This window comes from Cryobacterium sp. TMT1-66-1 (assembly GCF_004403435.1).
GTDB lineage: Bacteria > Actinomycetota > Actinomycetes > Actinomycetales > Microbacteriaceae > Cryobacterium > Cryobacterium flavum.
Map to the genome: position 1 here is coordinate 53,406 of NZ_SOGP01000011.1, position 20,586 is coordinate 73,991.

The following is a 20,586-nucleotide window of genomic DNA, read 5'->3' on the forward strand; positions in this document are numbered from 1 at the left end:
GACTCAATTCGTCGCGGGAGGCTTGGAGCGCCTATACTGATTGAGGCCCACGGGCCATCGGGGTATGGCGCAGCTTGGTAGCGCGCGTCGTTCGGGACGACGAGGTCGCAGGTTCAAATCCTGTTACCCCGACAGCAGTAAAATCAGCAGAAACATCACAAAACCCCCACTCCAATCGAGTGGGGGTTTTGTTGTAGGATCGCCTGTCGGCATCAGCGTCACTCCTGCCGAGGATCGCCGGGAGACCGGCGCAAAAGGATCTCGCGCATGACTTCTACGCCAGCCACCCCAACAACTTCCGTCGTTCCCCGCCGCGCCTGGCAGGCCCTGATCGTGCTGCTGGCCGGTATGTTCATGGCCCTGCTCGACACGACCATCGTGAACGTGGCGCTGCCGAGCATCCGCACGAGCCTCGATGCCAGCGAAGCCACTTTGTCGTGGATCATCTCCGGTTACGCCCTGGCCTTCGGCCTCGCGCTCATTCCGGCGGGCCGGGTGGGCGACCGGTACGGCCACAAGTGGGTCTTCTTCACCGGCCTGGCCCTGTTCACCCTGGCGAGCCTCGCCTGCGGACTCGCACAAAACGACCTGCAGCTCATCGTCGCCCGGGTCATTCAGGGCCTGGCCGGCGGCATGTTCGTGCCAGCCGTGACCGCCGTCATCCAACTGATGTTCCCGCCGCTGTCCCGTGGCAAGGCCTATGCCATCATGGGCTCGGTCATCGGTGTCTCGACGGCCCTCGGCCCCATCGTCGGCGGACTGATCATCGAAGCCTTCGGTGTGGAGAACGGCTGGCGACTGGTGTTCTGGGTGAACCTTCCGATTGGTGTTCTCGCCCTCATCGCCACGGTCTTTCTCCTGCCCGGCGGCGCCGCGCTCCCTCAGAAGACCCGGAGCTCGCGGGCGGGCATCGACTGGTTGGGACTCGTGCTCATCTCGGTCGGTCTCGTGGCGCTCCTGGTGCCGCTGATCGAGGGTCAAGACCAGGGCTGGCCGCTCTGGACTTTTCTCACCCTGGCGGCCGGCGTGCTGCTCGTGGTGGCGTTCGGTGCCTGGGAGGTGTCCGTCGCCAAGCGCAGCGGCAGCCCGCTCGTGCCTCCGCACCTGTTCTCCCACCCGGCCTTCACCGGCGGTGTCATTCTCGCGCTGGTCTATTTCGCGGCGTTCACCAGCATTTTCTTCACCATTTCCATCCTCTGGCAGGCTGGCCTCGGGCACAGCGCCCTCGAGTCGGGCCTGGTCTCCATCCCCTTCGCGATCGGCACGATTCTCGGGGCCTCACAGAGCGACCGACTGGCCAAACGCCTCGGACGCACCATTCTCGTGGTCGGCGTTGCCTTCGTCACGATCGGCCTGACCTGGATCTGGCTGGTCATGCTCCTGACCACCCCGGGCGATCTGACCAACTGGCACCTGCTGCCGCCTCTGTTCATCGCGGGCCTCGGCAGCGGATTCTTCATCGCCCCGAACGTGTCATTCATCGTCGCGACCGTCGACCGCGCCGAGGCCGGCGGCGCGAGCGGCGTGGTCGGCGTGATGCAGCGCGTCGGCAGCGCGGTCGGTATCGCCGTGATCGGCAGCGTCTTCTTCGGAACCCTGACCGTGACCGGCCCTGGAGCGGATGCCCTCGCCACGGCTTTCACCCACAGCGCCACCATGGCGATGGCGGTGAGCGTCGGGTTCGCCCTGCTCGCGCTCGTGCTCGTCTTTGCCCTGCCGAAACGCGTCGCCGGCAACGGCCCGGCCGCTGCCGCCGGGTAAGGCAGAGTTGACGAGTATGCAGGACCTGACATGACCGTGATTCGACGACGTCGGCACAGCCTGCTGCGCCGCGGTGCCCTGTGGATCACGCTGGTCTACCTGGTGCTGCTCGCGCTTATCGCATTCTGGCCCACGCCGGTCGACCGCGACATGCACGGATCAATCGGGGCTTTCGTGACCTGGTTGCACGCACACGGGATTCCGAACCGGTTCGGTTACGACACCATTGAGTTCACCGCCAACATCGCGCTGTTCGTTCCGGTCGGCCTGCTCGTCGTCGTGCTCGCAGGAGCGCGCCGCTGGTGGCTCGGCCTGGTGGCTGGCGCCCTGATCAGCGCCATGATCGAGCTCGGCCAGCTGATTTTTCTGCCGGAACGGTTCGCGACCATGAACGACGTTGTCGCCAACAGTCTCGGGGCACTACTCGGCACGGGTCTCGCGCTCGTCGTGCTGCGATTCGCCCTCGGACCGCGCCAGACGCCCCACCCGATCCACCTTCGCTAACATTTCGGGTTGGACCTCGTCGTTTCTCTCTGCTACCTTCGGCAGAATGAAGCGTCGAGAGTTTCTCACTTTGTCAACTGCTGGCGCAGCCACGCTCGGCTTGGGTGCGCTCGGCGCACCCGCCGCGTTCGCTGCCACCGCCCCGAAACTACCCGGGGAGGTGTCACGCCTGTCGAATGTGCTCACCCAGAAGGGACGGAAGCTCTACGACAACGTTGAGGTGGACATCGGCGGCGATCGTGCCCGCCTGTTCATTCCGCAGACAATCTCGATGAACTCGACCGCCGCCATCGGTGCCGTGTGGTTCTATCACGCGGCCTCCAGCTCCCACAACGCGCTGAACGGCGGCTTCAAATACCCGGGCGAATTGGTGGTCGACCAGAACAGCATCGCCATCTGCATCAATGCCGGCGGCACCCAGTACACCAACTCCATCGCCACGACTGCTCAGAAGAACGCCTGGACCTACCTGAACTCGCTCTACACCGTGCGTCGCAATTTTCTGCGCGCGACCTCCTTTGGCGGGTCGCTGGCCTGCTACACCTACGGCAAGAAGCTCATCCCCTACATTCGCGGCCTGTACATGGTGAACGGCCTCTATGACAACGAGTGGCTCTACGCCTACGACACCAAGAATCAGGCGCACGTCGGCGACGCCTACAGCAACGACCCCACCCTGATCAAGGGCACCAACCCGGCGCGCATCAGCGCAACACCGTGGACCAATAGCCGGGTCAAGGTGCTCGTCTCCGATGATGCCCACCCCGATGACGTCGTCGTGCCGAGCAAAAACGGTCTCGCCCTGGTCAACAAGATCAAGCTCGTCGCCGCCGACACCCAGGTGATGTACCACACGCTCGGCCACGAAACGCCGGGCTTCGCCCACACCGACATGATCAAAACCTTCGCCCAGTGGTCGGTATAACACCGTGGTCGGTCTGAGACACCGGACGGTCTAGCAGGGAGGCACTTGTGGCCAGCACAATCGATCACACCCGGGTCGACTGGGTCGACGGTGCCAAGGGCATTGCCATTCTGCTCGTGGCCCTGGCGCATGCCGTGCAGTGGACAGTTCTCTCCGGCCTGGCCCCCGAGCTGTGGAACAAGATCAACCTGATGTTCATCGTGTTTCGCATGCCGTTGTTCTTCCTCGCCTCCGGGCTGTTTGCCGGCTCCATCATCAAACGCACCTGGCCGGCGCTCTGGCGCACCCGGCTGAGCCTGCTGGTGTGGGCGCTGCTGCTGTGGACGGTCATCCGTTTCGCGTATTTCTCGCTGCTGCCGAACCCCGCGGGCTTCGATGAGACCAACCCGATCGACCTGCTGCTCGCCCCCGTGCGCCCGAGCAATGGCCTCTGGTTTCTCTACGCCCTCGCGTTGTTCTTCGTGGCCGCGAAACTGATGCGCAATCGCGTCGACTGGCGGGTGCAGATCGGTGTTGCCGCCGCGTTGTCGGTGTTGTTCTTCGCCCGTGCCGACACCGGCAACATCGCCTGGAACGGAATCGGCCGCTACTTCGTGTTCTTTCTGCTCGGCTGCTACCTGCGCGAATGGATCCTGGCCTTCGTCGACCGGCCCAGCCGGTTCGGCGCTCTCTCGCTCGGGCTCGGTTTCGGTGCGGGCTTCCTCGTGCTGGCCGGAGTGATTCTCACCGTCGACGCCCGGGTGCCGTTCATCACCGGCAGCCTCGTGCTGGTAAGCCTCGCCGCCCTCGGGGCCGGCCTGCTCCTGGCCCGGTTTCTGGTGGGCTTTCGCGCGTTCAACTGGCTGACCTATGTGGGCCGCAACACCCTGCCGATCTACGTGGTGCACGTTCTCTTCGTCTCCGCCATCACCAGCCTGCTGCTGCTCGCGCGCGGCCAGGCCTGGCTCGACCGCCTCGCCCCGGCGCTGCCCCTGATCGTCGCCGGAGGCGCCGTCGCTGCCTCGCTGTTGTTCTGGCGCCTGGTGCGCGACCTCCCGGTGCTGCGCTACGGATTCGCCGTGCCGACCTGGTTCTCCGGTCGCCCTCCGGTCGCGGCGGTGAAATCCCGACCAGCAGAGCGGATGCTGCCGCGCAGCGAGTGAGGCACCCCCGTCGGCAGCGCGCGCTGATCGTGCTCACCGGCCTCGTGCTGCTGACCGTGGGCTTCCTGGCCGTCACCACGCGAACGGTCATGTTTCCGCGCGAGGACCAACCGGTCGCCGCCGACGCTATCGTCGTGCTCGGCGGACTCGGCAGCGCCGCCGTGGTGGCGAAGGCCGTGCACCTCGCCCAGGCCGGCTACAGCGGAAAGATCTTCATCTCCGACGCGTTCGGCGGTGATACCCGACCGGCGAATCTGTGTGCGCGAGCGGTGCCGGTACCGGGCACGGCGATTACCGTGGAGTGTTTCGATCCGCACCCCACGACGACCCGCGGTGAGGCCGAGGCCATCGCGGCGTTTGCGACCGAACGCGGCTGGAACCGGGTGATCGTGGTCACCTCGAGCTATCACGTGAGCCGGGCCCGGGTGCAGATCAGCCGGTGCTACGCGGGGGAACTCGCCATGATCGGTGCCGCACAGCCGATGGATCCAGTCAAGTGGGCCTACCAGTTCGTCTACCAGAGCGCCGGATTCGTGAAGGCCCTTGTCACACCGCCGTGCTGACCCAAATTCCGATTTTCACACCATTGCGCTGGCGCTGAGGAAAATTCACGTGTTATCGTTGCGGCTATTCGCACCAATAGCGCTGCGCAATACCCGAACTATTCACTGCGCCAACACTGCGCCACTACTACCCGAGGCGGCCGATGTTCGATTCCACCCTGCGCCGATTGAGCAGCACGCCGGTCGTCCTGGTCGTGCTCGCCGCACTGTTCGTCATTGTGTCCAGCGTCGTGCTGCCCCGATTCATCACCACAGTGGGCATCATTCTGATTCCACTCACCCTGCTGGCCTTTGCCGCCGTCGTCACCTTGTTCCTGCTGCCGGCGCACATCCTTCCGGCCGTCGCGCTCGTCACCTTCGCGCTGATTCCGGCGCGCATCCTGCCGCAGGACGGCCCGATCGGCGCTCTGCCGCTGACCACCATGATCATCGTCATCTGGGCCATTCGACGCCTGCTGCCGACGAAAACGGATGCCGGCTCCGCGACCCCGTCGGCCCCCTTCCGGTCGGCCACCCGCTACTTCGCCCTGCTGTTTCTGGTCTGGACACTGTTCACCCTCGCGCGCACCACCGACCTGCAGGCGAGCCTGGGTTGGATGATCAGTTTCAGTGCCGCCGTTCTGCTGCCGCTATGCATCGGAACCAGCACCCGAGAGGCGTACTGGATTCGCCGCACCTGGCTGTTGCTCGGAGCCTGGCTCGGCGCCTACGCGGTCGTCGAAGGGGTTCTGCGCTTCAACCCGATCTGGGGCACCCTGTTCTCGGTGCTCGGGCTGACCGACCACCAGCACTGGTCGGTGTATCGGGCCGACGCGTCATTCGGGCATCCGCTCTTCGCGGCCCTGTTTTTTGCCGTCGCCTGCGCCTTGGCCATTGGCATCTGGCTGCGGGAGAACTCCAAGCCCGCGCTCGCCGCCGCCGTCTTCAGTGGCCTCGGCCTGGTCGCCACCGTCTCGCGCGGGGCGATTCTCGCCGCTGCCATCGCCATCGGTTTCGCCTACGCGGTGTCGCTCGTGCTGCGCGGCGAAAAGCGCTGGGGCAAATTCGCCCTGCTGGCCGGGCTCTTTGTCATTGCCGTGGTGGGATTGTTCCAGTTCGATGCCTTCACCGCTCGCAACAACTCCGTCGAAGCCGAGCTCTCTTCGCAGGCCCGCGACCTCGGCGTGTGGGTGTCGGTGCAGGCCGCGAATCTCACCGGCTGTATCGGGTCGGGCCCTGGCACCTCCGGCATCACCGGGCGTCTGTTCAACGAGGTCACCATTGAGAACTCGCTGCTGCAGCTGCTCATCAGTATCGGCCTGCCCGGCCTGGTGCTGTTCCTGCTGATGATCGGTTCGGCCGTCGCGCACGCTCTGACCCGTCGGGCGGTCGGCGCTGCCGCCGCCCTGATGGCGTACACGGTGTGCATCGCCGGCTTCAACGCGATCGACGCGCTGCGCCCGATGCACCTGTTGCTGGGCCTGCTGCTGATTCTGGCGCTGAATCCCAGCAGAGCGGATGCCGCCGGCCCGCTCGAATCCGGCCGCGCACCCACCGCGCGGCGGGCATCCGTGCGCCCCAAACGGGGGTATGCACGACTCTGACGCAGGAGCTCCGTGCACGCTACGCTAAACCGACAGATTCTCACGTTTGAGTTGATCCGTTTAGCCGTTCTGTTTAGCCGATCCGTTTCACCGGCCCGTAAGGGGAATGGGCATGATGACAGCATTTAATGGACACCTGACAGTTTTACAATCGCTGAGTCCGCCCGACGGCACCACCCGGTACGTCAACCAGGTCGTCGAGGGCGCTCCCGATGCGGTGACCATGCGATTCTTCTCCTGGCGCACCGCGCTGCTCGGCCGCTATGACGTCTTTCACGTGCACTGGCCGGAGCTGCTCATCCGCGCGCCGAGGCCGCTGAAGGCCCGGCTGCGCCGCGGTGCGCTGTACGCCCTGCTGCTGCGCGCCAAGCTGCAGCGCATTCCGATCGTGCGCACCGCGCACAACCTGACCCCGCACGAGGCCGGTCACGATGCCGAAACTCGCGCGCTGGACGCGCTCGACGCTCGCACGGCCCTCGTAATCCGGCTCAACCCCACCACACCGGTCGAGCCCGAGTCCCGGGCGGTCACCATTTTGCACGGCCACTATCGCGACCGTTTCAACGGCATGCCGCTGCCAGACTCGGTGACGGGGCGCATCCTCTATTTTGGTTTGATCCGCCCGTACAAGGGCGTCGAAACGCTGCTGCAGGTGTTCCGAGCGTTGCCTCGGCCCGACCTGACGCTGCGCATTGTCGGCCGGCCGTCGAGCGGGCTGGGTGAGATCATCAGCACCGAAACCGCCCGCGATGCGAGGATCAGCTCCGTGCTGCGTTTCGTCTCCGACGAGGAATTGGTGATCGAGGTCGGCGGGGCCGAACTGGTCGTGCTGCCCTACCGCGAAATGCACAACTCGGGCGTGCTGCTCGTGGCACTGTCGCTCGATCGACCGGTTCTCGTGCCGTCGACACCCTCGAACCAGGCGCTGTCCGAGGAGGTCGGCCCCGACTGGATCTACCTCTACGAGGGCGACCTCACTCCGGAGATCCTGCTCGGCACCCTCGAGCGGATGCGCGCGGCCGGCCCGCGACCGCGCCCGCAGCTCTCCGGGCGCGACTGGAAAACGCTCGGCCTGCAGAGCTATCACACCTACCTGCGGGCCCTGCAACTGACCGGTCGCACCGTGGCTGCCGGGCGGAGCATCCGTTGACCGCCACGATTCAGCCGGGAACCCCCGAGAAACCTCGCTCGACCGCCGGACTCGGCCGCACCGCGGGGCGCGGAGCATCGACCACCCTGGTCGGCCAGCTCATTCGCATCGGCGTGCAGCTCGGCGGCATCGTCGTGCTCGGCCGGCTGCTCGCCCCGAGCGACTACGGCCTCGTCGCCTCGGTCGCTGCCATCATCGGCGTCGGCGAGGTGCTGCGCAACTTCGGGCTGTCGTCGGCCGCCATTCAGGTGCGCGACCTCAGCCGGCACCAAAAAGACAACCTGTTCTGGATCAACAGCCTGATCGGGCTCGCGCTCATGCTGCTCGCGGTACTGTTCAGCCCGCTCATCGCCACCCTGTACGGCGACGACCGGCTCGTGCTGCTCACCCAGGTGCTCGCCGGAACGTTTTTGCTCAACGGCCTGGCCACCCAATTTCGCGCGGACCTCAACCGCAACTTTCACTTCGTGGCCCTGGCCGGGTCGGAGATCGGCGCGCAGGTCGGCGCCCTCTTCGTCGGTATCGTGATGGCCCTGAACGGCTTCGGCTACTGGGCTCTCGCCGGGCAGCAGATCAGCCAGGGCATTCTCACCATCATCATTCTCATTCCGGTCACCACCTGGTTTCCCGGCTGGTATCACCGCGCCGCGCCCATGCGCCACCTGATCGTGTTCGGGTCGAACCTGGCCGGTACCCAGCTGCTCGGCTACGCCAGTCGCAACACCGACACGATCGTGATCGGTGCCACCCTCGGTGCCGGCCCGCTCGGCCTGTACAACCGGGCGTTCCAGCTGCTGCTGCTGCCGCTCAACCAGATCAACGGTCCGTCCACCCGGGTGGCCCTGCCGGTGCTGGCCCGGCTGCAGGACGACCCGCCCAAGTACGACCGGTTCATTCTGCTCGGGCAGACGATCATGCTGCACGCGGTCACCATCGTGCTCGCCTTCTCCTGCGCCCAGGCCCTGCCGATCATCAGCATCGCGCTCGGCAGCCGGTGGCTGGGTTCCGCACCGATCTTTCAGATTCTTGCCGTCGCCGGGTTCTTCGAAGCCGCCGCCTACGCCACCTATTGGGTGTTCCTGTCGAAGGATGCCACCAAGCAGAACCTGTATTTCGCCCTCACCACTCGGCCGTTGCTGGTGGCCTTCGTGCTGGTCGGTTCGCTCTGGGGCGTCTACGGCGTCGCCGCCGGGTACTCGATCGGCGTCGCGCTGATCTGGCCGATCGGCCTCTGGTGGATCAGCCGGGTAACGGATGCGCCGGCGCGGGCCATGTTCCTGGCTGGCGTGCGCGCGATTCTCGGTTACGGTTTCGCCACCGGCGTCAGCTGGGCCGCCGTGCAGTGGATTCCGATCGAGCTTCCGTTCGCGCGCGTCACCCTCGGCGGAGTCGCGCTGCTCGCCGCGATCGGCCTGGTCATGCTGATCTGGCCGATTTTTCGCCGCGATGTGCGCTCGATCACCCAGGCCCGCAGCTTTCTGCGCACCGCGAAGGCGTCGAAATCGGGCAGCCCCAGCGTTGATATCGACACCGACCAGCTGTCCCCCGCCCGCATCCCGGCGCGGAACCGCACGGCCGGCCGCACCCGGCTGCGCATCATCCGCCGGTTGGACCGGGTCGTGCACGGCCTGGCCGCGGCATCCGCTCTGCCGTATCTGCGCGACCGCGCTGCGCTGCAACACGCGACCAACCAGCTGCGCCCGTTCGATCTGCGCGCCCAGCGGTGGCATGTTCTCGTTGCACCGCCCGGCGAAGGCAATATCGGCGACCAAGCCATGGTCGAAGCTTTTCTTGAGAACGTGGAGGGACCGGTGCAGGTGCTGGTGCGCCGGCCCACCGACGTGCGGATTCCCACGCAGCATGCCTCGCGGGCGCAGCTCGTACCGATTCCGCACCTGATCTACGGCACCGGGCGGGTACACCGCCAGGCTATGGCCCTGCTGGCTCCGGTACTCGACGGAGCCCGGTCGCTGACCGTGATCGGCGCCGATATCATGGACGGCGCCTACAGCGTGCGCGCCTCCTCCCGGCGAGCGGATATTGCCAGCCTGGCCCGCAGCATCGGCGTCGAAGCGCGCATTCTCGGCTTCAGCTGGAACGGTCACGCCAATGTGGGAGTGCGCCGGTCGCTCGCCCGGGCCGGCCGGATGGGCACGCGGTTGCAGCTGCGCGACCCGGTCTCCAGCGAGCGCGCCCGCACCGATCGCTTCGAGAACGTGGTGGATGTCGCCGACGCCGTGTTCGCCGCCCGCACCAGTTGTAGCCTGGCCGTGACGGAATATCTCGGGGCCACACCGGCCCGGTACGCCGTGGTCAACGCGAGCGCGCTGGTTGGCCGCAGCTTCGACCAGACCACGGAGTACGCCCGAATCGTCACCGCACTACTAGAGGCGGGGCTCCGCGTGGTGTTACTGCCGCACGTCGTGCGCACCAGCGGTGACGACGCGGCCGCCTGCCGAGCCGTGTTCGACCGGCTGGCCGCCTCTGGCGGGCTGACGGATTCCGGAGTGGTCCTGGTGAACCGGCTGCTCAGCCCGGCCGAAGTGCGCGGGCTGTGCGCCGGCGCCGACATCGTGCTGACCGGTCGCATGCACCTGGCCGTGCAGGCCATGTTCCACGAGGTGCCCGCCGTTGCCCTGTCAACCCAGGGCAAGGTCGCCGGCATGATGCGGCTCTTTGACACGCAGGAACTGTGCGTCGAACCGGGCGTCGGCCTAGCCGAGCGCATGATCCCGGTGGCCCTGGCCGTGTTGGCCGAGCGAGAGAGCTATCGCGATCGGCTTGCCGCGCGGCTGCCCGAGGTGCAGCGCCTGGCCGCTCTGAACTTCTCGGGATTGCCGAGTGCAACGCGTTCCCATTCCCCTGCCCTGACGGCCCCGAGCCCGACTCCCCACAGACAAGGCCCCGCATGACACTCTCCTCACCGCCCCCGCCCGACTATGCGCGCGGGCACCCAGCCCTGCGCCGCATCCTCTTTGTTATTCCGTCACTGCACGGTGGCGGGGCAGAATTCGTGGCCCGCACCTGGATGGGCTGGCTCGCCGACCAGGGCTACGAGGTGAGCGTCGTGCTCACCGCCGCCGAGGTGAAGCCGGAGCACCTGCCTGACGGGGTTGAAGCCATTTCCCTCTCTGCCCAGCACGGCCATGTGCGAAAAGCCTCCGCGCTGCGCCGCCGCCTGCTCGACTGGCAGCCCGACGTGGCGATCTCCCTGCAGGCGCACCCCAATCTGGTGCTGCTGACGGCAGCCCGCCTGATTCCGGTGCGCCTGCGGCCGCGCGTGCTGGTGAGCGAGCGCAACCTGGTGTCGCTCGGACTGCCCGGTTCGGGCCTCGCCCACCGGGTGAAGATCTGGTTCGCCAAGCGCCTGTATCGGTGGGCCGACCACGTGATCGCCATCTCACATCCGGTCGCCGCGGAAATGGTCGCGGCTTTCGGGGTGCGCGGCGACCGCATCACCGTCGTCGCCAACCCGGCGACCGCGAAGCTGCGCGGAACCCCGCGCGGGCCGGGTACGACCGCGGCGCGGGTCGAGGTGAGTGGTGACGGTACCGCTCCGGCCGAAGCGGGCGGCACCACCATCCTGGAGCGATCCGAACGCCGGCCGGGGTCGGCCAATGGCATTCAAATCGTGCTGGCCTGCCGGCTGGTGGCGCAGAAGCGTCCGCTGCTCGCCATCGCGGCCGCAGCGGAGCTCGCCCGTCGCGGCGTGGCCGTCGAGGTCGTCTCCTTCGGCGGCGGCCCGCTGCTCGACGACGTGCAGGCCGCGGCCCGGCAGGAGCACGTGGTCTTTCACCACCGCGGCTGGGTCGAGAACTGGTTCGACCACTTCGGCGACAACGCGGTGGCCCTGCTCACCTCGAGCCGGGAAGGCTTCGGCAATGTGCTCGTGGAGGCCGCGGCGGCCGGCTATCCGGCGGTCGCCGTGTCGGGGGCACTCGGGGTAGCGGATGCGATTGTGCCCGGTATCACGGGGGAACTCGCGCTGTCCGCTCATCCGGTTGACCTCGCCGACGCCATCCTGCGGGCAGCCGAGCTGCCGCTCGACAACATCGAACCCTGGCTGGCCCGATTCTCGGAGGAAGCCAGCGGCTCCGACCTGGAACGAGTGCTGCTGCGGGTTGTGGAGCGCACATGAGAATCTTCGCCTCGGCCATGGGCCAGATCGACAATGTCGGCGACACCGTGTTGCGGCGGGCCTTTCTCGAGGCGCTGCGCGGGGCCGGCGAACTGCAGGTGTTCGTGGGCGCCCGATCGGATGCCTATCTGAGTGGGCTCGGCCTGCACGACGAAGACCGGGTCTACCGCACCAGCGCCGAGTGGCGACGAGAGATTTCGCGGTCGACGCTGCGGGAGGCATCCGTGTGTGCCTTCAACTCCGGCGAAATGGAGCTGCAACGCGCCTACGCGCTGCGCTATCTGCGGTTGGCGCCACACCTGGCGCTCAACCGGCTGCGCGGCGGCCATGCCGTGCACGCCGGGTTCGGCGTGCGGCAGAAGACCGGCTGGCGCATTCCGGTAGCGGCGACCCTGCGCCTGTGCGACCTGGTGGCCTGGCGCGACGCCTACAGCCGTTCCGCGATGGGGCTCGGCCGTATCGCTCCCGACTGGGCCTTCGCCACGGGAGCAACGGATGCCGACCTGATCGCGTCCACCGCGGATCGCCCGCTGCTCGCAGTCTCGGTGCGCTACAACGGGCGACGCCCCGACGCGGCCTGGCTCGCGGCGCTCCGCGGTCTGGCCGACACTCTCGGGCTCGAGATCGTCACCGTGTCGCAGATTGAACGCGACGGGCCACTCGCCGAAGAACTCGCGGTCTCACTCGGCGGCACGGCCCTGGTCTGGGACGGCCCGGACCATGCAACACAGGAGCTTCGCCTGCGCGAGGTGTACCAGCGGTCGCTGCTCGTGGTGAGTGACCGGCTGCACGCCGCCGTGATCGGGCTGACCGAGGGCGTACTGCCGCTCGTGATCGCTGACGCTGGGCCGTCGAAGGCGGCCCGCACCCTCGACGCGGTCGGCATCAAGGGCGCCACGATCGGCTGGACGCTGCCCGACCCGGCGGCGCTCGAGCGCCGGTCTCGCGACGTGATCAGCCGCCGGGAGCCGATCCTGCGCCACGTCGTGGAGGCCCGCGCTTCTCTGCGGGAGCTGACCGACACCATTCGAAAGCTCACGGCGTGAACGGGGGGCACGCCGCCGGGCGGTCAGAGGCGGTCGCGCATCCGGTCGTGAGCGTCATTGTTCCGGCCTACAACGCGGAGGAATTTCTTCAAGACGCCATCAAGAACCTGCTGCAGCAGACGCTCACCGTTTCCGCCGCCGGGTCGGTCGAGATCATCGTGGTCGACGACGGCTCAACGGATGCGACGGCCCAGATCGGCGCGCGGGCTGCAGCCGCCCACGCCAGCGTTTCGTATTTTCGACAGGAGCAGAACGGCGGAGTCGCCCGCGCCCGGGCCCGCGCGGTGGCTGAGAGCCGCGGCGAATTTCTGTGGTTCGTCGATTGTGATGACGACTGGGCGGTGTCGGCGCTCGAGAAACTCGTGGCGGCGGCCCGGTCGACCGGCGCCGACGTGATCGTCTGCGGCGCCGAATACGTCTATCCCGGCCAGCGGCGCCCGTTAGCTGCGCCGCCGCTGAATGGTCCGATCAGCGGCGCCGAGGCTTTTGGAATGCTGCTCGACGGCGAGCTCACCGGGCACCTGTGGAACAAGCTGTTCCGCCGGGAGCTCACGCGCGAGATCGAGTTCACCCCGGCCCGGGTGCACTCCGACCTGGCCATGGTCGCCCAACTGCTCGCCGCGGCCGCTCACGTGGCCGTCATCAGTGACGTGCTGTATTCCTACGTCGTGCGCGGTGGGTCGATCATCCGCTCGGGGTCGCGCCGAGCGGAGTCGCTGCTGCTGGTGGAGCAGGCCGTCACCACTGCGGCGATCACCCTCGACACCCGCATCATCGGATCGAACTCGTACGGGTACTTTCGGCTGCGCTACGTGCTGCTCTCCGGACTGAAGGACGCCCTGAGCGGCCCGTACGACGCCGACGAACGCGACGAGATCGTCGCCGAGCTGCGCTCCCGGCTCACCTGGCGGCTGGTGCTGCTCGCTGCGCGTCGTGGCGACTGGAAGCGCCTCGCGCTGGCCGGCTCGGCGAAGGTCAGTGTGCCGCTGCACCGCCGGGTGCTGCGCCTGGCCGCCGAGCAGGGTGAGTGCTGAGCCTGTGGAGGCTGCAGCGGGCGAGCTGCGCAGAGACGTCACGCGGAGGGGCGCCATTCTGGGCGTTTTCACAGGAAAGTGAAACGGATTCGACTTTGGCTCTCGATAGGCTCGGGATCACAGTTCAATCCGAATAGTCCCCTACGATCTCGGTCTTCGAACGCTGAATACGCATCGCACCCCAACGACTCGGCCAGCATCCGGCACGAAGCGAACCGTCGAAAGACTCGCCCGCTACAGATCACCGGAATATCTCCAACCTGACCGAATCGCAGAGATCGACGAACCGATTCTCGGGCAAGAATTCACCCGCGCCTGCCCTGCGATACGGCTCTGCGATACGGCTCTGCCAGCATCCGCGCCGCTCGCGCACCAGCTGTCCATTCGCGACCCTGACTCTCCGGAGGACTCCACCGTGCACCTGTTCCGCAACCGCCCCCAACGCACACCGGCTGACCGCACGCCGACTTCCCGCACACTCCCCCGCCCGCGCGCATCCACTCGCCACGCTCTGACTACTGTCGCCGCCTTCACTGCGGCCGCCGTGGCTATTCTGGTCCCGATGACCGCCCCCATCCCGGGCATCGAGGCCGCCGCCGCCGGACCGGCCCGAACTATCATCGACAGTTCCTCGACCAAGATCGCCTACACCGGCTCCTGGCGCAGCACCCGCGATGCCGCCGACCGGGGTGGCTCCGTGCGGTTTCAGTTCAGTGCGGGCAGCGCGTCGATGACGTTCACCGGAACCAGTGTGGCCTTCATCACCCGCACCACCACGAGCTCGGGCAAGAGTACCGTGTCGATCGACGGCAAGGTCGTCGCCACGGTGAATGCGTACTCCGCGAGAACAGTGCACCAGAAGACCGCGTTCAGCACGACCACCCTGTCGAGCGGCAGCCACACCATCAAGATCAGTCGCACCGGCAAAAAGGATGCCCGCTCGAGCGGCACCAACAGCATCGTCGACGCCTTCGTCGTGAACGCCACGACCAGCGTGGCCCCGGCTCCGGAACCCGCGCCCGTCCCCGCGCTCGCGCCGTCGACCGGAGTGCACCGCTATGCCGACTGCCCCGCCGCGACGACGACGGTGCACACCTCCGACGAGCTCATGGCGGCCGTCGACCGCGCACGGCCCGGCACCGTCATCAGGATGGCCCCCGGTACCTACAGAGGCCAGATCGACATGCACGCCAACGGCACCGCCTCCAACCCGATCTGGGTCTGCGGCTCGCGCGACGCCGTGATCAACGTTGGCGGCATCCAGGACAACCACGGTATCCAGGTCAAGAACTCCTCCAACCTCGTGATCGCGGGCATGACCGTGACCAACAGCCTCAAGGGCATCAGCGTAATCAGCGGCACGAACGTGACCATCGCCGACACCCGCATCGACCACATCGGCTATGAGGGCATCCACCTGCGCGCTTTCACGACCGACAGCACGGTCGTCGGCAACACCATTTCGAACACCGGTAAGCGCGACGCATCCTTCGGCGAGGGCATCTACATCGGCACCTCGGAGAACAACTGGTGCGCCCAGACCAACTGTAAGCCCGATCGAACCGACGGCACCCGGGTGCTGTCCAACCGCATCAGCCTCACCAGCGCCCAGCCGATCGAGGTCAAGGAGGGCACGTCAGACGGCGTCATTCGCGACAACGTGATCGACGGCGCCAATGCCATGAGCGATGCCGAAGAGTGGGTCAAGGTCAAGGGCAACGACTGGACCATCGATGGCAACCGGGGCTCCAACAGCCCGCTGCACGGATTCGCAGTCAACGGCAGCGTCTCCGGCTGGGGCTTGCGCAACACCTTCACCGGCAACTCCGGGGCGGTGAACGCCGGCGGCTTTGCCTTCTTCATCCACGAGAAGGGCCCCAAGGGGTCGAGCGACACCGACGTGTCGTGCTCGAACTCGGTCACCCGCGCTGGCGAAGGTCTCTCCAACATCGCCTGCACTCGATAGCCGAAATTCTCACGGCCCTCAATGCGCTCAGGGAGCGCGTTGAGGGCCGTTTGTCGCGCGCTCAGCTTCACGATTTTCGAGGTTGACAAAAGACTCAACAGTTTCATATTTTCTCTAGGCACTTTCACAGGAATGACGGATGCCGCGCCGCGGCTACCCCGCTCGGGGGCCCGCAGGACACGCCCCCGTTTGCGGGGCATAGCCCACAATGGGCAATAGCACTGATCAGGGCAAAATCGTCGAGGTCTTTTCAGTTTCGGCCATCCGGCCGCACGGGAGCACCCCGAGCCCTCCCGCGCGCGCTCGCGCGAGGCGAGGCGAGGCATCCGCTCAGATTGCGCCCACAAACCCATTTACACACGGGTAACGCGCAGCAGTTCAGACGCTAATTGACAAAGTGATCACGGCAGCACGAAGCCGAAGTTCACGAAGATCATGTGCGTCGGAATCCCCCGGGTTTATGGACGCCACCAACTGTCCATGAATTTCCGGAAGGTCCACAATGCTGTTCCCCCGCATCTCACGCCGCGCCATCATCGCCGCCGTCGCCATCGCCGCGCTGGTTCCCCTCACCGCGATGATCCCCGTCAGCGTCGCCTCAGCCTCCGCCGCCACTGCGCCCGCCGGCACCACGGTGGTCGACAGTAGTTCCTCGCAGGTCAAGTACTCCGGCACCTGGCTCACGACGGGCTCGCCGTCCGACAACGGCGCATCGATCAAGTACTCCTCGACCACGTCGAGCGCCTCACTCACCTTCACCGGGTCAACCGTGGCCTACGTGACACGTATGACCAGCAGCTCAGGCACCAGTGACATCGCCATCGACGGCAAGGTCGTCGCCACGGTCAACGGCTACTCAGCCTCGACGAAGTACCAGCAGAGCCTGTTCAGTACCTCGAACCTCTCCAGCGGAACGCACACCATCAAGGTCAGCCGCACCGGCCAGAAGGATGCCCGTTCGACCGGAACCAGCAGCATCGTCGACGCCTTCGTCACCCTGGTCCCGGCAGGCACGACGACGACACCGGCCCCTGAGCCCACCTCGACTCCGGTTGCTACCACGGCTCCGGTACAGGCCCCGGCCGGCTCGACCACCTTCGACAGCGCCTCGGCATCGGTCTCGTATGCCGGTACCTGGCGCACCTCCGGCTCGGCCAATGACTCGGGCGGCGGAGTGCAGTTCACCACGACCTCAGGCAGCGCCGCGTTCACCTTTCAGGGCACCAGCGTTGCCTTCATCACCCGTCTGACCAGCAGCTCGGGTACGAGCACCATCGCGATCGACGGCCAGACCGTTGCCACGGTCAACGGTTACTCGGCGACCACGGCCTACAAGCAGAACGCGTTCAGCACCACGAGCCTCTCGGCAGGAACCCACACCATCACGGTGACCCGCACCGGCCAGAAGGATGCCCGCTCCACCGGTACCAGCAGCATCGTCGACGCGTTCATCGTGTCGGCCGTGCCGAGCACCGCGCCGACCCCGGCTCCGATCAGCACCCACCGCTACGCTGACTGCCCCGCTGCCACCGTGAACGTGGCCACGGCCAGGGAGCTCATGGCCGCGCTCGCCCAGGCCCAGCCCGGAACCGTCATCAAGCTGGCCCCCGGCACCTACAACGAGCAGATCAACATGACCGTCAATGGAACCGCTTCCAACCCGATCTGGGTCTGCGGACCGCGCAGCGCCGTGATCAACGTCGGCAGTATCCAGGACAACCACGGCATTCAGATCACCAACTCGTCCAACCTCGTGGTAGCCGGCATGACCGTCACCAACAGCCTCAAGGGCATCAGCGTGATCCGCAGCAACCACGTCACCGTTGCCGACACTCTCGTCGACAACATCGGCTACGAGGGCATTCACGTTCGCGCCTTCAGCATCGACAACACCATCGTCGGCAACACCATCAAGAACACCGGAAAGCGCGACCCGTTCTACGGCGAGGGCATCTACATCGGAACCTCAGACGCCAACTGGTGCGCTCAGACCAACTGCCAGCCCGACAACACCGACCGCACCCTGCTCATGGCCAACGACATCAGCCTGACGGGCGCCCAGCCGATCGAGGTCAAGGAAGGCACGTCGAACGGCATCATCCGCGACAACGTCATCGACGGTTCCAACGCCATGCCGCGCGCCGAGGAATGGGTCAAGGTCAAGGGCAACGACTGGAGCATCTACAACAACACCGGCAAGAACAGCACCATGCACGGCTTTGCGGTCAACGGAAGCGTCGCCGGCTGGGGACTGCGCAACGTCTTCTTCGGCAACACCGCCCCGGTCGGTGCCGCCGGCTACGGCTTCTTCGTGCACGAGCAGGGCAGCAAGGGTGCCAGCGGCACCAAGGTCTACTGCTCGAACACCGTCACGGCCGCCGGTTCCGGCTTCTCGAACCAGGCCTGCATTTCATAACACACGTTCTGCTCGCCGGTCGAGCGCAGCCTGCCAGCTGCGCTCGACCAGCGGAAAGACAGCGGCCGCCGAATAGGTAGTCTCAAAGGCGGATCTTGCCAGATCCGCCTTTTTGGCGCGCCAGGCGGCATCCGTTATCGCGTGCCGCAGGGCTGCCTCGAGCGAGTCGGCGTCGCCGGGCTCCACGATCATGCCCACACCGTTCGCCAGTACGGCCGGCACGCCGCCGACCCGCGTCGCCACAACACAGTTCCTCCGGGCCATTGCTTCGAGAATGAACATGGGCATCGCCTCGTCGCGGGAGGGCAACACGGCGATCGCCGACCGCTCGAGCAGCTTCATCAGTGCCTCGTGGCTGAGCGCCCCTACGAATTCGCCGCGGGTCAGCGGCACTGCGGGTTGGTCGACGATGGGGCCGGCAATGACCAGTTTCCAGAACGGATGCTGCGGCGCAATCCGCTGCCAGACCGCCACCAGCACGTCGACACCCTTGCGCGTGCTGACCGCGCCGCCGAACACCACGAGGGGTTCGATCTCGCGCCGCACCCCGTCGGCGACGGCATTCGGCACGAGCACGACGCGCTCGAGCGGTACGAACTCGGCGGCCGCGGCCTTCGACTCGGCGGACAGGGTCAGCACCACGTCGGCCGCGCGCAGGACACGCCCGACCAGGCCGGGCCGTTTCTCGGCAAAGTCGGCGAAGGAGCTGCCGTGCAGCTGAGCGACCGTGGCGAACCCGCGCGCGTGGGCCAGGGCGAGCAGCGCGCCTTCGCGCGCGAAGGACCCGCCCTGCGACAGGTGCGCGATCACCACGGTGCGCTCGGGCGTGGACAGGCGCAGCACCTTCCAGAAAGCGGATGCCGCCAGCCCAGCTGCTCGCACCCCGCCACTGCCGTCCCGCGACGAGACCATGCGCAGATCGAAGTCAGCGAAAGAATGTGCCAGATAGCCATTGACGACCTGACTCATACCGCCGGCGACTTCGCCGCTGCGCCCGATGTGCACGGCGAGGAGGCGTTCGGACTGCGCAGCCGGAACGAACGAAACGCGGGTCGGTCCGGGAATGGACGTGGAACTGGTGGCACTGACCGCTGCAGGGGACGGGTGCACGATGGCGATCGGTTCGGTCTCGATCGGTTCGATGTCGCCCGGTTCAGAATCGATGGACTCGGCTGCAACGACCACGGCATCGTCGGACTCGACGTCGTTCGAGACGGTGTTGATCGGACCCGTGTCGCCCGCTTCGGCGAGGCTCACCGCACGCTCTCGTCGCGCAGCACCTGGTCCAGCAGCCGGCGCACGGTCTGCAATTCGTCCTGGGCCTCGGCCAGGCCGGCCAGAATAGCCGTGCGACGGCCCAGCAAATTCTGCAGCCGTGCAGCGATCTCGGCGGCAGCCAGGCCCGCGCTGACAATGCTCACGTCGTGCAGTCCGGCGGCGGCGAAATGCCGAGCGATCTTGTCTGACTTGGCGTCGACCAGGAGCGCGGCCGGAACCGCCCCCTCGGTGAGGGCGCCGACGAGCACGTGCAGTCGATCACTCACGGTGAGCGCCGCCCGCCGATACAGGGCACGCAGGCGTTGTTCCTGCTCGTCATGCCCGGTGCCGTTCCAGCGCAGCGCCGAGCCGCCGAGGTCGGCGGCAAGTTGGCCGCACTTGTCATCATCGCGCAACACCTGGGTGACGCACCAGATCTGCAGGCCGTTGTCGGCCGCGACGGCGCGCACCCCGGCGAGCCAGGCGGCGCTCGGGTACGCCAGATCGGAGCGCATCGACACGACGAGCACGTCGCGACGGGCCGTGGCACCGGCATCAGCGCCGCTTGAATCAGCGCTGCTGCCGGCGAAGGCCAGGTCGGGCATGATGCTGCCCTGCCCGAGATACCCGGCCGTCGCCGCATCCCGCCACAACGACACGTTCGACAGCGCGATGGACGGCCCCATCAACGCTCGCGGCAGCGGCGCGAAGTTTCGGCTGCCCACTCCGACCCGGGCGACGCGACCGTGTCGAGCACGCACGAGTGCGAGCACCGGCAACATGGCGAGGTGCTCTTTCATGCCGATCAGGGTCAGCTGGATCTCGCCCGGTTTGAACACGTACGAGGCGCGGCCTCGGGCCGCACTGGACAGCGCCGTGGCGTACCACCGGCGAAACGAACGATACTGCACGTCGACCGGGGTGAGACCGAGCCCCTCGGCATACCCGTCGGGCGCCTCGCCGACATAGACGTGCAGCGGGCCGCTCGCCCGCAACCAGTCGAGCAATTGGCGGCGCAGCAGAATGTCGCCGATGTTGTCGTACTGGCCGCGGGCGGGCACGAAGATGTCGCGCCGCATCCGCTGGGGGGAGCTCCCCTGG

15 protein-coding genes and 1 tRNA gene are annotated in these 20,586 nt (G+C 66.8%); 14 read left to right on the top strand and 2 right to left on the bottom strand.

The window, feature by feature from the left end:
• Positions 1–58 precede the first annotated feature (58 nt).
• From E3T29_RS09400 to E3T29_RS09460, 14 genes are all read left to right on the top strand, one after another.
• Positions 59–132: transfer RNA gene (locus tag E3T29_RS09400), tRNA-Pro, on the top strand.
• Between the two features lie 135 nt (positions 133–267).
• On the top strand, positions 268–1,761 hold the full coding sequence (locus tag E3T29_RS09405; protein WP_134345213.1) for a DHA2 family efflux MFS transporter permease subunit: 1,494 nt from the start codon (positions 268–270) through the stop codon (positions 1,759–1,761).
• A 30-nt stretch (positions 1,762–1,791) separates the two neighbouring features.
• A complete protein-coding gene (locus E3T29_RS09410) occupies positions 1,792–2,265 on the top strand; it encodes a VanZ family protein (RefSeq protein WP_134345214.1) in 474 nt (157 codons plus the stop codon).
• Between the two features lie 46 nt (positions 2,266–2,311).
• Complete coding sequence (locus tag E3T29_RS09415) at positions 2,312–3,190, top strand: hypothetical protein (protein WP_134345215.1); 879 nt, start codon at positions 2,312–2,314, stop codon at positions 3,188–3,190.
• Positions 3,191–3,237: 47 nt separating this feature from the next.
• Complete coding sequence (locus E3T29_RS09420; RefSeq protein ID WP_134345216.1) at positions 3,238–4,332, top strand: acyltransferase family protein; 1,095 nt, start codon at positions 3,238–3,240, stop codon at positions 4,330–4,332.
• The gene (locus tag E3T29_RS09425) at positions 4,329–4,895 is read left to right on the top strand and encodes a YdcF family protein (RefSeq protein WP_134345217.1); all 567 of its coding nucleotides are present in this window, start codon (positions 4,329–4,331) and stop codon (positions 4,893–4,895) included. Before E3T29_RS09420 ends, E3T29_RS09425 begins: the two co-directional genes overlap by 4 nt.
• 143 nt (positions 4,896–5,038) lie before the next feature.
• Positions 5,039–6,478, top strand: a complete 1,440-nt coding sequence (locus tag E3T29_RS09430; RefSeq protein WP_134345218.1) for a hypothetical protein — start codon at positions 5,039–5,041, stop codon at positions 6,476–6,478.
• A gap of 112 nt (positions 6,479–6,590) precedes the next feature.
• Positions 6,591–7,628 (top strand): GDP-mannose--glycolipid 4-beta-D-mannosyltransferase, encoded by a 1,038-nt coding sequence (locus E3T29_RS09435; protein ID WP_134345219.1) that lies wholly within the window; start codon positions 6,591–6,593, stop codon positions 7,626–7,628.
• Positions 7,625–10,540 carry an oligosaccharide flippase family protein gene (locus E3T29_RS19645; RefSeq protein ID WP_166792368.1) on the top strand — a complete coding sequence of 972 codons (2,916 nt, stop codon included), beginning with the start codon at positions 7,625–7,627 and terminating at the stop codon, positions 10,538–10,540. Before E3T29_RS09435 ends, E3T29_RS19645 begins: the two co-directional genes overlap by 4 nt.
• Positions 10,537–11,766: a glycosyltransferase gene (locus E3T29_RS09445; RefSeq protein WP_134345220.1), complete on the top strand. Its 1,230-nt coding sequence runs from the start codon at positions 10,537–10,539 to the stop codon at positions 11,764–11,766. The genes E3T29_RS19645 and E3T29_RS09445 overlap by 4 nt, the downstream gene beginning before the upstream one ends.
• The gene (locus E3T29_RS19650; RefSeq protein ID WP_166792369.1) at positions 11,763–12,812 is read left to right on the top strand and encodes a polysaccharide pyruvyl transferase family protein; all 1,050 of its coding nucleotides are present in this window, start codon (positions 11,763–11,765) and stop codon (positions 12,810–12,812) included. The genes E3T29_RS09445 and E3T29_RS19650 overlap by 4 nt, the downstream gene beginning before the upstream one ends.
• Complete coding sequence (locus E3T29_RS09450; protein WP_166792370.1) at positions 12,809–13,846, top strand: glycosyltransferase family 2 protein; 1,038 nt, start codon at positions 12,809–12,811, stop codon at positions 13,844–13,846. Before E3T29_RS19650 ends, E3T29_RS09450 begins: the two co-directional genes overlap by 4 nt.
• A gap of 562 nt (positions 13,847–14,408) precedes the next feature.
• Positions 14,409–15,812, top strand: coding sequence for a right-handed parallel beta-helix repeat-containing protein (locus E3T29_RS09455; protein ID WP_134345222.1), 1,404 nt, complete (start codon positions 14,409–14,411; stop codon positions 15,810–15,812).
• Positions 15,813–16,314: 502 nt separating this feature from the next.
• Complete coding sequence (locus E3T29_RS09460) at positions 16,315–18,228, top strand: right-handed parallel beta-helix repeat-containing protein (protein WP_134345223.1); 1,914 nt, start codon at positions 16,315–16,317, stop codon at positions 18,226–18,228.
• Here the strand turns inward: E3T29_RS09460 and E3T29_RS09465 are convergent.
• Together E3T29_RS09465 and E3T29_RS09470 are read right to left on the bottom strand one after the other, a co-directional pair.
• Entirely contained in the window at positions 18,223–19,485 is a 1,263-nt protein-coding gene (locus E3T29_RS09465) for a glycosyltransferase family 4 protein (RefSeq protein ID WP_134345224.1), read from the bottom strand. The genes E3T29_RS09460 and E3T29_RS09465 overlap by 6 nt on opposite strands.
• Positions 19,482–20,564: a polysaccharide pyruvyl transferase family protein gene (locus tag E3T29_RS09470; RefSeq protein ID WP_134345225.1), complete on the bottom strand. Its 1,083-nt coding sequence runs from the start codon at positions 20,562–20,564 to the stop codon at positions 19,482–19,484. Before E3T29_RS09470 ends, E3T29_RS09465 begins: the two co-directional genes overlap by 4 nt.
• Positions 20,565–20,586 lie beyond the last annotated feature (22 nt).